General features: G+C 75.2%; 16 protein-coding genes. 9 read left to right on the top strand and 7 right to left on the bottom strand.

Annotated features, from left to right (window positions below; genetic code table 11):
- Positions 1–38: 38 nt before the first annotated feature.
- Genes O7628_RS03900 through O7628_RS03890 form a run of 3 tightly spaced genes read right to left on the bottom strand, consistent with a single transcriptional unit; the run spans position 39 to position 1712 of the window.
- Positions 39–830: a nucleotidyltransferase domain-containing protein gene (locus O7628_RS03900; RefSeq protein ID WP_278128392.1), complete on the bottom strand. Its 792-nt coding sequence runs from the start codon at positions 828–830 to the stop codon at positions 39–41.
- 25 nt (positions 831–855) lie between these two features.
- On the bottom strand, positions 856–1344 hold the full coding sequence (locus O7628_RS03895) for a roadblock/LC7 domain-containing protein (RefSeq protein WP_278128391.1): 489 nt from the start codon (positions 1342–1344) through the stop codon (positions 856–858).
- Positions 1341–1712: a hypothetical protein gene (locus O7628_RS03890; protein WP_074474762.1), complete on the bottom strand. Its 372-nt coding sequence runs from the start codon at positions 1710–1712 to the stop codon at positions 1341–1343. Before O7628_RS03890 ends, O7628_RS03895 begins: the two co-directional genes overlap by 4 nt.
- 438 nt (positions 1713–2150) lie before the next feature.
- Here O7628_RS03890 and O7628_RS03885 point away from each other — a divergent pair, with 438 nt between their 5' ends.
- From O7628_RS03885 to npdG, 4 genes are all read left to right on the top strand, one after another.
- Complete coding sequence (locus tag O7628_RS03885; protein WP_036372683.1) at positions 2151–2354, top strand: hypothetical protein; 204 nt, start codon at positions 2151–2153, stop codon at positions 2352–2354.
- An 82-nt stretch (positions 2355–2436) separates the two neighbouring features.
- Positions 2437–3255, top strand: coding sequence for a histone (locus O7628_RS03880; protein ID WP_278128387.1), 819 nt, complete (start codon positions 2437–2439; stop codon positions 3253–3255).
- Positions 3256–3288: 33 nt separating this feature from the next.
- The gene (locus tag O7628_RS03875; protein WP_278128386.1) at positions 3289–4707 is read left to right on the top strand and encodes an RNB domain-containing ribonuclease; all 1419 of its coding nucleotides are present in this window, start codon (positions 3289–3291) and stop codon (positions 4705–4707) included.
- Between the two features lie 131 nt (positions 4708–4838).
- Positions 4839–5537, top strand: coding sequence for an NADPH-dependent F420 reductase (gene npdG / locus O7628_RS03870; RefSeq protein ID WP_278128385.1), 699 nt, complete (start codon positions 4839–4841; stop codon positions 5535–5537).
- Positions 5538–5756: 219 nt separating this feature from the next.
- On the opposite strand, the gene O7628_RS03865 is transcribed toward npdG, so the two are convergent.
- The 3 genes from O7628_RS03865 to O7628_RS03855 form a co-directional block, all read right to left on the bottom strand.
- Positions 5757–6221 carry a hypothetical protein gene (locus O7628_RS03865; RefSeq protein WP_278128384.1) on the bottom strand — a complete coding sequence of 155 codons (465 nt, stop codon included), beginning with the start codon at positions 6219–6221 and terminating at the stop codon, positions 5757–5759.
- 181 nt (positions 6222–6402) lie between these two features.
- On the bottom strand, positions 6403–7248 hold the full coding sequence (gene panB / locus O7628_RS03860) for a 3-methyl-2-oxobutanoate hydroxymethyltransferase (RefSeq protein ID WP_278128382.1): 846 nt from the start codon (positions 7246–7248) through the stop codon (positions 6403–6405).
- Positions 7249–7406: 158 nt separating this feature from the next.
- Complete coding sequence (locus tag O7628_RS03855; RefSeq protein ID WP_278128380.1) at positions 7407–9197, bottom strand: NAD+ synthase; 1791 nt, start codon at positions 9195–9197, stop codon at positions 7407–7409.
- A 214-nt stretch (positions 9198–9411) separates the two neighbouring features.
- On the opposite strand from O7628_RS03855, the gene glnA reads away from it, so the two are divergent.
- The 4 genes from glnA to O7628_RS03835 all read left to right on the top strand — a co-directional run bounded on the left by glnA (position 9412) and on the right by O7628_RS03835 (position 12523).
- Complete coding sequence (glnA, locus tag O7628_RS03850; RefSeq protein ID WP_074474770.1) at positions 9412–10761, top strand: type I glutamate--ammonia ligase; 1350 nt, start codon at positions 9412–9414, stop codon at positions 10759–10761.
- A gap of 106 nt (positions 10762–10867) precedes the next feature.
- The gene (locus tag O7628_RS03845; RefSeq protein WP_074474771.1) at positions 10868–11293 is read left to right on the top strand and encodes a DUF350 domain-containing protein; all 426 of its coding nucleotides are present in this window, start codon (positions 10868–10870) and stop codon (positions 11291–11293) included.
- A 35-nt stretch (positions 11294–11328) separates the two neighbouring features.
- A complete protein-coding gene (locus O7628_RS03840) occupies positions 11329–12021 on the top strand; it encodes a WYL domain-containing protein (protein WP_278128377.1) in 693 nt (230 codons plus the stop codon).
- A 124-nt stretch (positions 12022–12145) separates the two neighbouring features.
- Entirely contained in the window at positions 12146–12523 is a 378-nt protein-coding gene (locus O7628_RS03835) for a VOC family protein (RefSeq protein ID WP_278128375.1), read from the top strand.
- Between the two features lie 85 nt (positions 12524–12608).
- On the opposite strand, the gene O7628_RS03830 is transcribed toward O7628_RS03835, so the two are convergent.
- Positions 12609–13106, bottom strand: coding sequence for a hypothetical protein (locus O7628_RS03830; RefSeq protein ID WP_278128372.1), 498 nt, complete (start codon positions 13104–13106; stop codon positions 12609–12611).
- Positions 13107–13291: 185 nt separating this feature from the next.
- Here O7628_RS03830 and O7628_RS03825 point away from each other — a divergent pair, with 185 nt between their 5' ends.
- Complete coding sequence (locus O7628_RS03825; protein ID WP_278128370.1) at positions 13292–14053, top strand: virginiamycin B lyase; 762 nt, start codon at positions 13292–13294, stop codon at positions 14051–14053.
- Positions 14054–14125: the final 72 nt, after the last annotated feature.

The following is a 14125-nucleotide window of genomic DNA, read 5'->3' as shown; positions in this document are numbered from 1 at the left end:
AGATCGTGAGGACAGGCTATCGAGAGATCCACAGCGAGCTATATATCGAATGGGTCATAGCATCGTGTTATCTCGTCGCGCACGGCCCGCTGGAACGCCCGGGCCGCCGCGCCGCCGGGTGGTCGGCCGCCGCGCCGCGCCGCGATCGCCCGCTCGATCAGGCCCGCCGCCGGGTGCCCCTGCCCGACCAGCCGCCGCCCCGCCGCCACCTTCGGCAGCCAGCCGCCGTCGCGGCAGCGCACCAGCGCGCGGCACGCGCCGAGCACCGCGTCCTCGGTGCCGGCCGCCGGCTCGTCGCCGGGCGGGGTCGGCAGCGCGAGCCACCAGGTCAGCGCGTCCACCAGCAGCCGGCGCAGGTCGGCCGGCGTCAGGTCGGCGAACGCCTCCCCGGCCGGCGGCCCGAGCAGGGCCAGGCCGCCGGCGTGCAGGATGCTGCGGTCCAGCCCGTACCAGAACCGGCCGTCGGCGGCCGCCCGCTCGTCGCCGGACCAGGTCACCCGGGGCGGCATCCGGGCGCCCGTGTTCAGCTCCACCTCGAAGCCCGGCTCCGGGGTGCCCGACCGGGCCACGTCCCGGCGGTAGACGACCAGCTCCAACCCGCGCGCCGGGCAGGGCAGCGCCTCGTGCCGCAGCCGGGCGACCAGCTCCCGCTTGCGCCCGGCGGGCAGGGGCCGCGCGCACAGCAGCGCCACGTCCACGTCGCTGCGCCCCGGCTGGTACGCGCCCAGCGCCACCGACCCGGCCACGTACGCGCCGACGAGGTCGTCGCCGAGCGCCTCGCCGGCCGCGGCGACCAGCTCCGTCAGGTAGCGCGCCACCTCGATGTCCACCGTCGCATTGTGGCGTCCCGGCCGATCAGGGGCGGTCCCGCTCCAGCAGGGCGGCGAGCCGCGCGGCGGTCGACGGCGCGTGCAGGTGCAGCCGGGCCACGTTGATGCTGTCCTGCCCCACGACGGCGAGCAGCGCCTGCCGGCTGACGGCGTAGACGCTCAGGTAGCCGCCGTCGTTGCGGACGGTGGACTGCTGGAACTCGCCCTGGCTCAGCCGCAGCCCCACCTGCCGGCCCAGGCCGTACGTGGTCGCGGCGAGCGCGGCCAGGTCGTTCGGGTCGACGTCGGTCTGCATGTTGTGGGTGATGAGCAGGCCGTCCACCCCGCCGAGGACGCAGCCGTGCACGCCGGGGATCTGCACCCGCAGGTCGGCCAGCTCCTGCCCGATCGCCGCGTACGGCAGCGCGGGGTCGCCCGCCAGCGAGGGCGGGAACGCCCGGGGCGTCGGTGGTTCCCCCGGCTGCCGCGCGGTGCGCCGGGGCAGGACGGTTCCGGTGCTGTCGACCACGCTCACAGCTCCAGGCTCTCCTCGATGACGCGGAGCTGGTGCCGGGCCATCGCCAGGTTGGCCCGGCTCTTGCTCACCATCAGGTAGAGGAACAGGCCCTTGCCCGTCCGGCTGGTGACCGGCCGGATCAGGTGGTACTGCGAACCGAGGGTGATGAGGATGTCCTCGATCTCGTCGTTCAGGTTCAGCATCTCGATCGTGCGCAGCTTGGCGCGGACCACGTCCGTGTTGCCGGCGGCGGCGATCGTCAGGTCGATCTCCCCGGTGCCGCCGGCCACGCCGAGCGTCATCCCGCTGTTGTAGTCGACCAGCGCGGCGCCGATCGCGCCATCGATGTTCATCGCACTCTTGAGCGCGACGTCAAGATTCGCCACGGTGTCGTCCCCCAGGTCGGGCGGCGGGCGTCGCCTCGGCGTTGCCGAGGGTCACCCGTCGGTGACGGGGGCGCCGCGCCGCGCAGAAGGTTTCGCAGAGGCTTGCACACGGCGCGGCGGGGCGCACCCGCGAGCGGACGTATCGACCTGAGCGGAGGTGTGCGCCGTCCGCCAGTCCCGTAAATGGGACCCGGCGACGGATGGCACGTTATCGTCCAGGCTGATATGAAGCCCCCCAGGCTGGGTGGTAGGGGACGGGACCGTTCTTACCGACCGGCGCGCGGGTTGCGCCGCGCCGCTGGGCCCGCGCCGGTCCGCCCGGCGACGGGTTCCGCCGTTTCGGCCCGGCGGCCGGTCAGCACGTCTACTGTGGAAGACGTCGGCGACCATTTGCCTGAACCGGTGGCGGCCGGGCGGTGCGCGGTGCACAGTGATCCCATGAGCGACAGCGGAAGTGGTGGGCACTACTACTGGTGCACCCGACACCACCGGGTCGAGACCGAGGCCGACGTCTGCGCGGCGCGGCACGTGCTCGGGCCGTACGCCTCGGCGGCCGACGCGGAGAACGCCCTGCAACAGGTGCGGGAGCGCAACGACGCGTGGGACGCCGAGGACGCCCGTTGGGCCGGGGAGGACAGATAAACGGCGCGGGACGGCCCGCGTCGAGGAACTCCGTGCCCCGAGAGGAGGCACGCGAGAGCATGTCCCCAAGGAGGGAACCACGATGGCCGAAGCACAAAAGGCCACCACCCGCCCGGCCGCCCAACGTACGACCGCGAAGAAGACCGCCGCGGCCGGACGGGCCACGGGCACGACCCGGGCCGCCGGCACGGCGACCCGGCGACCGACCGTGACCAAGGCGTCCCCGAACGCCTCCGGCGCCGGGGCCGGCCGGGTCCCGGCGAAGAAGGCGGTCGCGAAGAAGGCCGCCGCGACGAAGGTGGCGGCCAGCAGGACCCCGGTCGGCAGCAGGACCACGGCGAAGAAGGCGCCCGCCACGCGGACGTCGGCGAAGAAGGCCCCGGCCGCCAAGAGCACGACGGCGGCGAAGAAGGCGTCCGCGACGGCGGCGAAGCGCACGGCCACCGCCGCGAAGCGGACCGGCGCGACGGCGGCGAAGAAGGCCCCCGCGAAGAAGACCACCGCCGCCCGCAAGGTCACCTCCACCGCGCGGAAGACCACCGCCACGGTCCGGGGCACGGGCGCGGCGGCGAAGAAGACCGGCACGGCGGCGGCGAAGCGAACGACGACGGCGGCGAAGAAGGCGCCCGCGACGGCGGCGAAGCGCACGGCCACCGCCGCGAAGAAGACCACGGCCGCCAAGAAGGCCCCGGCGACGAAGCGGACCACGGCGGCGAAGAAGGCCCCCGCGACGAAGCGGACCACGGCGGCCAAGCGGACCACGGCCGCGAAGAAGGCCCCGGCGGCGAAGAAGACCACGGCCCGGAAGACCACGGCGGCGGCCCGGTCCACCGGCGCCACCCGCACGGCCACCGCCAGGAAGGCGCCGGCGAAGAAGCCGACGTCCACCCGCACCCCCTGACCCGCGGGCGGGTGGGGGTGCCAGGATTGGGCCGTGCTGATCCGACGCGTCCTCGCGCCCCGCATCGACTTCGGCGCGCTGCGCCGCGAGCTGGAACTGCCCGACCGGTTCCCGCCCGCGGCGCAGCGTGAGGCCGAGGCGGCGGCCGCCGCGCCGCCCCGGCCCGCCGTCGACCGCACCGACGTCCCGTTCGTCACCGTCGACCCGGCCACCTCGCGGGACCTCGACCAGGCGATGCACCTCGCCCGCCGCCCCGGTGGCGGCTTCCGGGTCCGGTACGCCATCGCCGACGTCGCCGCCCACGTGCGCCCCGGCGGCACGCTGGAGGAGGAGACCTGGCGGCGCGGGCAGACCGTCTACCTGCCCGACGGCAACGTCCCCCTGCACCCCGAGACGCTCAGCGAGGGGGCGGCCAGCCTGCTGCCCGACCAGGACCGGGCGGCCGTGCTGTGGACGATCGACCTCGACCCCGACGGCGGCACGGTCGCCGTCGCGCTGGAACGCGCCCTGGTGCGCAGCCGCGCCAAGCTGGACTACGTCGGCGTCCAGGCCGCCGCCGACGCCGGCCGGCTGCCCGAGCCGATCGCCCTGCTCCCCGAGCTCGGCGCGCTGCTCACGGCGCGCGGCCTGCGCCGGGGCGCGGTCAACCTGCCGCTGCCCGAGCAGGACGTCGAATCCGACGGCGACGGGTGGCGGCTGGTGCTGCGCGGCCCGGCGCCGATGGAGGAGCACAACGCGCAGATCTCCCTGCTCACCGGGATGGCCGCCGCCGACATCATGCTGGCCGGCGGAGTCGGCCTGCTGCGCACGATGCCGCCGCCGAGGCCGGAGGCGGTGGCCCGGCTGCGCACCGCCGCCGCCCCGCTGGGCGTGCGCTGGCCGGACGGCGTCGGCGTCGGCGAGCTGCTCGCCGGGCTGGACGCCGCGGAGCCCCGGGCCGCCGCGTTCGTCGACCAGGCCGCCGAGCTGATGCGCGGCGCCGCGTACACCGCGTTCGACGGCGCGCTGCCCGAGCAGCCGGCGCACGGCGGGGTCGCCGCCGCGTACGCCCACGTCACGGCCCCACTGCGGCGGCTGGCCGACCGGTACGCCACCGAGGTCTGCCTGGCCCTGCACGCCGACCGGCCGGTGCCCGACTGGGCCCGCGCGGCGCTGCCCAGGCTGCCGCAGGTGATGGCCGCGACCGACCGGACGGCCGGCGCGGCCACCCGGGGCGCGGTCGAGCTGGCCGAGGCGGTGCTGCTGGCGCACCGGGTCGGCGAGAGCTTCGACGCGGCGGTGCTGGACGTCGACGAGCCGCGGCCGGGCCGGCAGCCCGGCGGCACGGTGGCGCTGGACGCCCCGCCGGTGCGGGCCCGCTGCACGGGCGTGCTGCCGCTGGGCGAGCGGGTCCGGGTCCGGCTGGTCACCGCCGACCCGGCCACCCGGAAGGTCCTCTTCGCGCTGGCCTGACAGCCGTCGCGCGCCGGTGGGCCGCGTGGGGCCGGCGGGTCGGGCCGCGCGCGGCGCCCGCAGCGGCCCGGCGGGCCTTCGTGCCGTGCCCGACGCCGCTGCCGGCCCGCCTCGTTTGCGAGGATGGGGCCATGGCATACGACGCGAGCACGCTGCCCGACGTGTCCGGGCTGACCGTCGGCATCATCGGCGGCACCGGCGACCAGGGCCGGGGCCTGGCCTACCGGTTCGCCCGCGCCGGGCAGTCCGTGCTGATCGGCTCCCGGTCGGCCGAGCGGGCCGCCGAGGCCGCCGCCGAGATCGCCGCCCTGCGGGGCGTGCCCGCCGAGGCTGAGGTCGTGGGCGCGGGCAACGACGAGGTCGCCCGCCGCAGCGACGTGGTCGTGATCGCGGTGCCGTGGGACGGGCACGCCGCCACCGTCGCCGCCCTGGCCGGGCCGCTCGCCGGCAAGATCGTCGTCGACTGCGTCAACCCGCTCGGCTTCGACCGGCAGGGCCCGTACGCGCTGACCGTCGCCGAGGGCAGCGCCGTCCAGCAGGCCGCCGCCCTGCTGCCCGACTCGCGGGTCTGCGCGGCGTTCAACCACGTCAGCGCCCCGCTGCTGGCCGACCCGGAGGTCGACCGGATCGACCTCGACGTGCTGATCTGCACCGAGGACCGCGAGCTGGTGGACGTCGTCGGCGCGCTCGCCGCCCGGATCCCCGGGATGCGGGGCATCTACGCCGGCCGGCTGCGCAACGCCCACCAGATCGAGGCGTTCACGGCCAACCTGATCGCCATCAACAAGCGTTACCGGGCCCACGCCGGGCTCCGCGTCACCGACCTCTGAGCGACGCCCCGCCCCGGGCCCGGCGGCTCCGGTCGGTCGTGGCGGGTCGGGCCGGTCGCTGCGGGTCGGGCCGCGCGATGTCGGCGACCTGGCGGTATCCCAACCGTCCGGATACCGCCAGGTCGCCGACGTGGGGGTCGATCACCATCGGGCTGCCGCGCCGGGGGCGGCACACAGCGGCGGTGGAAGGCCGCCGGCGGACCCGGTCCGGCGCGCGGGTCAGAGGTTCGGGTCGACGCCGACCTTCTTGCAGGCGGCGTTGGCCTTCGCGCCGGCCTTCTCCAGGGCGGCGCTGTCCTCGGCGGCGGCCTCGACGTCCGCGGCGTTCGCGATCCTGCGGGCCTCCGCGCCGACCGCGGCCAGCGCGACGGCGACCTCGCTGCCGGAGCCGCCCGTCGCGGGCGCCACCTCCGACATCTCGGTGAACGCCTTCTTCATCGCCGCCGCCGGGTCCCCGCCGTCCACGACGGCCTTCATCAGCGCCTTCTTCGAGTCGTCCGCGACTTTCTTCGCGGTCTCGCAGAGCTTCTTGTCGGCGGCCGGGTCGGCGGAGGCGGGGGCGGCGGCCGTCGGGGAGGCCGCACCGGTGGTCGGGGCGGCGGCGGTGCTAGCAGTGGCGGCGGCCGAGGTGGGCGCGGCCGTCGGGGCCGGCTCCTCCCCGCCGCACGCCGCGAGCGCCAGCACGGAAACGCAGGTCAGGACAACCGTTGAGATACGAACATGATCCACGAGCGGGTACCTTACCGTTGCGTCCGCTGGCCGGACGCCCGCGTCACCGCGGCCGGCTGCCGCCGCCGTCGGCGCGGGCCGCCGGGCGCCGCGGTGGACGACGTGGGGCACGCCGCCCGCCGCAGCGCCGGAGGCGTCAGAAGGTGTGCTCGGCGGCCGGGAACTCGCCGCCCCGGACCTCGTCGGCGAACCGCCGGGTCGCCTCGGTCAACGCCCCGGCCAGGTCGGCGTAGCGCTTCACGAACCGGGGGGCCCGCCCCGTGCGCAGCCCGGCCATGTCCTGCCAGACCAGCACCTGCGCGTCGGTGTCCGGCCCGGCCCCGATGCCGACCGTCGGGATCGTCAGCTCACCGGTGATGCGCTTGGCCACCTCGCCCGGCACCATCTCCAGTACCACCGCGAACGCGCCCGCCTCGGCCACCGCGAGGGCGTCGGCGAACACCTCGTCGGCCGCGTCGCCGCGCCCCTGCACCCGGTACCCGCCGAGGGTGTGCTCGCTCTGCGGGGTGAAGCCGACGTGCGCCATCACCGGGATGCCGGCCCCGACGATCGCGGCGACCTGGTCGGCGCAGCGCCGGCCGCCCTCCAGCTTCACCGCGTGGCAGCCGCCCTCCTTCATGAACCGCACGGCGGTGCGCAGCGCCTGCGTCGGCCCCTCCTCGTACGAGCCGAACGGCAGGTCGCCGACGACCAGCGCCTGCCTCGTCGCCCGCACCACGGCGCGGACCAGCGGCAGCAGCTCCTCGGTGGTCACCGGCAGCGTCGTCTCGTAGCCGAAGACGTTGTTCGCCGCCGAGTCGCCGACCAGCAGCGCCGGGATCCCGGCGGCGTCGAAGATCGACGCGGTGTACTGGTCGTACGAGGTGAGCATCGACCATTTCTCGCCGCGTTCCTTGGCGGCGAGCAGGTCGCGGGTGCGCACCCGCCGGGTGGCCGGGCCGCCGTAGAGGGCGGTCACCTCGGTCGGGGTGGACTCCACCATGACTGTCTCCTTCCTCGAGGCCGCGCGCGCGGTCCCCGGGTCCGTCGCAAGCGTCGCACCGCGCGAGGGTCGACGGCAGGAGGCAGTGGAGGATTTCACTCCCCGGCGGGACCGGGCGCGCCCCCGCCGCCCGGCGGCGCCCCCGGCCCCGGCCGGGCTCAGCCGTCCTCGCGCCAGCGGTTGGTGATCGGCAGCCGCCGGTCCCGCCCGAACGCCTTCATCGAGATCTTCGTGCCGGGCGCGGACTGCCGCCGCTTGTACTCCGCGGTGTCCACCATCCGCAGCACCCGGTCGACGACCGCCGGGTCGTGCCCGGACTCGACGAGCCCCGTGCGGCCCAGGTCGCCGTCGACGTATCCGATCAGGATCGGGTCGAGCACGTCGTAGTCCGGCAGCGTGTCGCTGTCGAGCTGGCCGGGGCTCAGCTCGGCGCTCGGCGGCTTGCCGATCGAGTTCTCCGGGATCGGCGGGGTCTCGCCCCGGCGGGCGGCATCGGCGTTGCGCCACTTCGCCAGCCGCCAGATCAGCGTCTTCCACACGTCCTTGACCGGGTTGAAGCCGCCGACCGAGTCGCCGTAGAGAGTGGAGTAGCCCACCGCCAGCTCGCTCTTGTTGCCGGTGGTGAGGACCAGGTGGCCCTCCTGGTTCGACAGCGCCATCAGGATCACCCCGCGCACCCGGGCCTGGAGGTTCTCCACCGTCACCCCGGACAGCGACAGGTTCGCCAGGAACGTGTCCACCATCGGCTGGATCGGCTCGACCCGGTAGTCCAGGCCGGTGCGCTTGGCCAGGTCCTCCGCGTCGGCCCGGGAGTGTTCCGACGAGTGCCGGCTGGGCAGCGAGACGCCGACCACCCGGTCCGGGCCGAGCGCGTCGACCGCGAGGGCCGCCACCACCGCCGAGTCGATGCCGCCGGAGAGCCCCAGCACCACCGACGGGAAGCGGTTCTTGTCGACGTAGTCGCGCAGGCCCAGCACCAGCGCCTGCCACACCTCCGCCTCGTCGGCCACCGGCTCGATGATCCCGCCCACCGCCGCCGCGCCGCCGGGCGCCGGCGGGACGTCGCCGACGGCGGCCCGCACGATCCGCATGCCCGCGGCCAGCTCGCCGCCGGCCGGCGCGGCCCCGCCGGCCAGGGCCGTGTCGCCGCCGGACCCCTCGGCCGCCGGCAGCTCGACGTCGTGCACGAGCAGGTGTTCGACGAACTGGGGGGCGCGGGCCAGCAGCGTCCCGTCCGCGCCGACGATCAGCGAGTCGCCCTCGAAGACCAGCTCGTCCTGGCCGCCGACCATGTTGACGTACGCCACGGCGGCCCCCGCCTCGGCGGCCCGGCGGCGCACCAGCGGCAGCCGGATGTCGTCCTTGTTCAGCTCGTACGGCGAGCCGTTGATCGTGACGACCAGGCCGACGCCGGCCTGCCGGGCCGCCGCGAACGGGCCCCCGGCCTGCCACATGTCCTCGCAGATGGTCAGGGCGACGTCCACCCCGCCGACGCGGACCACCGTCAGCGCGTCGCCCGGGACGAAGTAGCGGTCCTCGTCGAACACCCCGTAGTTGGGCAGGTGGTGCTTGAAGTAGGTGGCCACCACCTCGCCGCCGTGCAGCACCGCGGCGGCGTTGCGGGCCCCCCGGCCCGGCTCGGCGTCGGAGCTGACCTGCGGCGGACCGTCGGCGTCGAGGTAGCCGACCACCACCGGCACCCCGCCGAGGCCGTCGGCGGCCAGGTCGGCGGCGAGGCGGCGCAGCGCCGCCCGCGACGCGGCGACGAAGGACCGGCGGAACACCAGGTCCTCGACCGGGTACCCGGTGAGCACCATCTCCGGGAACAGGACGAGCTGGGCGCCGGCGTCGGCGGCGGTGCGGGTCCACCGGCGGACCAGGCCGGCGTTGCCGGCGAGGTCGCCGACGCTCGGGTTGACCTGGGACAGGGCGAGACGCAGGGTGGGCATGTCCACATCTTGCCCCAGCCGGGCGGCGGCGGCACCGGGGCGGCGCGGAGACGGCGGCCACTCGTGCGGGGGCGCCGGTCGGGCCGGTCCGCCAGGGGGCGGGACACGACAGGACGTGGTCCAGGTCGGTCGCGTAACGTCTGCGTAAAGGAGCCGGTGGAGACTGGGCGGCCAGGCCCCACCGGTGGTGGAGACAGTGGCACGAGGGGTGGAAGTGGACCGTCAGCAGGAGTTCGTCCTCCGTACGCTGGAAGAGCGGGACATCCGGTTCGTCCGGCTGTGGTTCACCGACGTGCTGGGCACGCTCAAGAGCGTGTCGGTGGCCCCCGCCGAGCTGGAGGCCGCGTTCGAGGAGGGCATCGGGTTCGACGGCTCGGCGATCGAGGGCTTCGCCCGGGTCTTCGAGTCCGACATGGTGGCCATGCCCGACCCGACCACCTTCCAGGTGTTCCCCTTCGAGGGTGGCGTCAGCGGCGAGAGCGCCAGGATGTTCTGCGACATCCTGCTGCCCGACGGCGGCCCGTCCTGGGCCGACCCCCGGCACGTGCTGCGCCGGATGCTGTCCAAGGCCGCCGAGAAGGGCTTCACCTTCTACACCCACCCCGAGATCGAGTTCTTCCTGCTGGAGAACGGCCCGCAGGACGGCTCGGTGCCGACCCCCGTCGACACGGGCGGCTACTTCGAGCACACCACTCACGCGGTGGCGCGGGACTTCCGCCGCCAGGCCGTGCTGGCCCTGGAGCGGATCGGCATCTCGGTGGAGTTCAGCCACCACGAGGTCGCCCCCGGCCAGCAGGAGATCGACCTGCGGTACGCCGACGCGCTGACCACCGCCGACAACATCATGACCTTCCGGCACGTGGTCAAGGAGGTCGCGCTCTCCACCGGCGTGCAGGCCAGCTTCATGCCGAAGCCGTTCACCGACCAGCCGGGCAGCGGGATGCACACCCACCTGTCGCTGTTCGAGGGCGAGCGCAACGCGTTCCACGACGGCGGCGACCCGATGAAGCTGTCGAAGGTGGCGAAGTCGTTCATCGCCGGGCTGCTCACCCACGCCCGGGAATACACGGCGGTCACCAACCAGTGGGTCAACTCCTACAAGCGGCTGTTCCCGCAGGCGCTGCCCGACCGGATCACCGAGAGCCCCGCGTACGTCTGCTGGGGTCACCTCAACCGGTCGGCGCTGGTCCGCGTCCCGGCCTACGGCAAGCCGAACTCGGCCCGGGTGGAGGTCCGCTCGCTGGACTCGGCGACGAACCCCTACCTGGCGTTCGCGGTGCTGCTCGGCGCCGGCCTCAAGGGCATCGAGGAGGGCTACGAGCTGCCCCCGGGCGCCGAGGACGACGTCTGGTCGCTGAGCAGCGCCGAGCGCAAGGCGATGGGCTACGAGGCGCTGCCGGAGAACCTGGCCGAGGCGATCGACGTGATGGCCGGCTCCGAGCTGGTCGCCGAGGTGCTCGGCGAGCACGTCTTCGACTTCTTCCTGCGCAACAAGCGGTCCGAGTGGGAGCAGTACCGCCGCGAGGTCACCCCCTACGAGCGGCAGCGCTACCTGTCGCTCTAGCGGCGCCGGCCGGCGCGGGCTGTCGGGGAGTTGCGGCGGGCCGCTATCGTCTCGATCACCGCGCCGGCACCCCCGCCGGGCGGCCGGTGGTGGTGGGAGGCAGTCGGTGCTGGAGGACCTGCTCAGCGGAGCATGGCAGAGCGTCGTGTTCGGGGTCGTCGGGGTGGGGCTGATGGCGGCCGGCTTCGGCCTGGTCGACCTGCTCACCCCCGGCAGGTTGCGGGAGCTGATCTGGGTGCGGCGCAACGGCAACGCGGCGCTGCTGCTCGCCGCGAACCAGCTCGGCATCGCCGGCATCGTGTTCACCGCGATCCTGACCAGCTACAGCGACTTCGCCAAGGGCCTGGCGTCCACGGTCGTCTTCGGGCTGATCGGCCTGCTGATCATGGCGTTGGCGTTCTTCGTGCTCGACATGCTGACCCCCGGCCGGCTCGGCGAGATCATCTGCTCCGACGAGCCGCACCCGGCGGCCCGGGTCAGCGCCGCCACCCACTTCGGGGCCGCGCTGATCGTCTGCGCCTGCATCGCCTGAGCCCGCCTGTCACACCCGGCGGCTAGGTTCGCCGGGTGAACCGCACGGACCGCCTCTACGCCCTGGTGGAGGAGCTGCGGGCGGTGTCGCCCCGGCCACGCAGCGCCCGCTGGCTCGCCGGCCGCTTCGAGGTCAGCTCCCGCACCATCGAGCGCGACATCGCCGCGTTGCAGCAGGCCGGGGTGCCGATCTGGGCCGAGCCGGGCCGCACCGGCGGTTACGTGGTCGACCGCGCGCACACCCTGCCGCCGGTGAACCTCACCGCCGTCGAGGCGGTGGCGATGGCCGTCGCGCTGCACCGCCTCGACGGCGGCCCGTTCGCCGAGGCCGGCGCGACGGCCCTGCGCAAGCTGCTCGCCGTCCTGCCGCCGGCCGACGCCGCCGAGGCCCGCCGGCTCGCCGGGCGGGTGCACCTGGTCGGCGGCGGGCCCGCCGCGCCCGTCCCGGCCGCCGTCGCCGGGGCGGTCACCGCCGCCCGGGTCCTGCGCATCGGGTACGCCGACCGGGCCGGCGTCGCCACCGAGCGGGTCGTCGAGCCGCTGGGCTTCCTCGGCAACCCCTGGCACTGGTATCTGCTGGCCTGGTGCCGGCTGCGCGACGGCCCGCGCGCATTCCGCCTCGACCGGATCTCCTCGGTGACCGTGCTGGCCGAGCCGGTGACCCGGGAGCTGCGCCCCGACGTGCTGGACATCCCGCGCCAGGTCGTCCGTCAGCTCACCCTCGCCTGAACCGCGCCGCCGGCCCTCGCCCGATCCGCGCCGGAAACACCGACAGGACGCTGTCGCGGCGCGGGGCGAGGCTGGGTCCCGCGACGCCGGTCGACCGGCCGGCGCGACCTACGGGAGGCAGTCCATGACCAAGACCAACGCGATCACCTGGTTCGAGATCGGCACCGACCGGCCGGACGAGGCCGAGCGCTTCTACGGCGAGCTGTTCGGCTGGGAGTTCGCCGAGCAGGGCGCGCCGGGCCGGTCGTACCGGGTGACCGGCGGCGGGGCGGGCGGCGAGGGGATCGGCGGGGCGATCCGCGCCTCCGACGGCAGCACGCCGAACTACGCGATCTTCTACGCGCAGGTGGCGGACGTGGCCGACGCCGTGAAGCGGGCGGAGACGGCCGGCGGCCGGGTGCTGGTGCCCACGTTCACCGCGCCGAGCGGGCTCACCTTCGCCCACCTGCTCGACCCGTCGGGCAACCACTTCGGGGTGTTCACGCCGCCGGCGGGGCGGTGACCGGGGGGGCGAGCACACCGGCGGGGCGGGACCGGAGACTCCGGCCCCGCCCCGCCGGCGGAGAGGGCGAATCAGGTGCGCGGCGTCACTCGCCGGCCGGGCCGCCGTGGCCCCGGCCCCAGCCGCCGGGGAAGCCGCCCCCGCCGGGGAAGACGCCGGCCTCGACGGCCTTCGTGATCGCGTCGGCCTGCTCCTGGGTCAGCTTGCCGTCCTTGACGGCCTGGGCCAGCCGCTCCTTCAGCGCGGCCTGCCGCTCGGCGGCGTCGGGGCGCTCGCCCCGCTCGCCCCGCTCGCCGCGCTCGCCCAGCCCCGGACGGTCGGCCTTGTGCTGCTCCCGGACCTTCTCCAGGGCGGCGGTCACCTTGTCGGTGGAGACGCCCAGCTCCTTGGCGAGCGCCTCGGCGAACTCCGACTGCCGCTCGGCCCGCTTCTCCTGCCGATCGGTGTGCTCGCTGCTGCTGGCGCCCGGCGACGAGGTGCCCTCCTCGGCGAACGCGATGGTCGGCGCCGCGATCCCCACGCCGAGCACGCCGGCCGCCGCGAGGCCGGCCAGCACGTGCTTCTTCGACATCTTGCGGGACATCCTGTGTCCTCCAGACTCGTTCGGATGCGATGACGTCACCGAGAGTGACCGGTCTGGCTGGGGCGGAGCCGTGGCGACCCTGTCAGCGAGCTGAAAATCGGGCATTCAGGGGCGGACAAACCGGTTGCCGGGGGACAACGGGCACGGCAGGGTGGCCCGGAACCACACAGAGAGGCGGGTGCCCCGTGCCACAGCCCACCATCCGCGAGACCGTCCTGCCCGACCCGGACTGCGGGCCGTACGGGATCGCCGCCGGGCCCGACGGCGCGCTCTGGGTGACGCTGGTCCGCTCCGGCGGGATCGCCCGGGTGAGCGCCGACGGCGCGGTGCGGGTCCACCACCCCGGCGACCCGGCGAGCCGGCCCCTCGTCGTCACCGCCGGCCCCGACGGCGCCCTCTGGTACGCGGGGATGAGCAACGACACCGTCGGCCGGGTCGACGTCGACGGCACCCACACGGCGTACCCGCTGCCGGTCGTCGGCGGGTTCCCGTCGATGATCACGGCGGGGCCCGACGAGGCGCTGTGGTTCACCCTCCACCAGGCCAACGCCGTCGGCCGGATCGCCCCCGACGGCGAGGTGACCCTGCATCCGCTGCCCACCGCCGCCGGCCCGGTCGGCATCACCCTCGGCGTCGACGGGGCGCTGTGGTTCGTCGAGATCGCCGCCGGGCAGCTCGGCCGGATCACCACCGACGGGCGGATCGAGGAGTTCCCGCTGCCCGACCGCGCCGCCCGCCCGCACGCGATCGTCGCCGACCCGGCCGGCGGCTGCTGGTTCACCGAGTGGGCGGCCAACCGCATCGGCCACGTCACCGCCGGTGGCCACGTCGACGGTTACGACCTGCCCACCCCCGGCTCGGAGCCGCACGGCCTGGCGGTCCTGCCCGACGGCACGGTCCACGCCGCCCTGGAGTCGGGCGCGATCGCCCACCTCACCCCGGCCTAGCCGACGACCCCCGCTCACCGCGATCTTGCAGTTCGGGCCCCCGGGACGGGTGGTTCGTGCCCTTTGCCCGGG

This window comes from Micromonospora sp. WMMD956, from assembly GCF_029626125.1.
GTDB classification, from domain to species: Bacteria; Actinomycetota; Actinomycetes; order Mycobacteriales; family Micromonosporaceae; genus Micromonospora; species Micromonospora carbonacea.
The sequence above is the reverse complement of the archived record's forward strand: the minus strand, read 5'-3'. Positions and strand labels throughout refer to the sequence as shown.

What these genes read in the sequence shown, in the direction of transcription:
- O7628_RS03885 (WP_036372683.1), top strand. Translation starts at nt 2,151, where the DNA reads ATGAGCGACAGCGGAAGTGGTGGGCACTACTACTGGTGCACCCGACAC.
- O7628_RS03880 (WP_278128387.1), top strand. Translation starts at nt 2,437, where the DNA reads ATGGCCGAAGCACAAAAGGCCACCACCCGCCCGGCCGCCCAACGTACG.
- npdG (WP_278128385.1), top strand. Translation starts at nt 4,839, where the DNA reads ATGGCATACGACGCGAGCACGCTGCCCGACGTGTCCGGGCTGACCGTC.
- panB (WP_278128382.1), bottom strand. Translation starts at nt 7,248, where the DNA reads ATGGTGGAGTCCACCCCGACCGAGGTGACCGCCCTCTACGGCGGCCCG.
- O7628_RS03855 (WP_278128380.1), bottom strand. Translation starts at nt 9,197, where the DNA reads ATGCCCACCCTGCGTCTCGCCCTGTCCCAGGTCAACCCGAGCGTCGGC.
- O7628_RS03835 (WP_278128375.1), top strand. Translation starts at nt 12,146, where the DNA reads ATGACCAAGACCAACGCGATCACCTGGTTCGAGATCGGCACCGACCGG.
- O7628_RS03830 (WP_278128372.1), bottom strand. Translation starts at nt 13,106, where the DNA reads ATGTCCCGCAAGATGTCGAAGAAGCACGTGCTGGCCGGCCTCGCGGCG.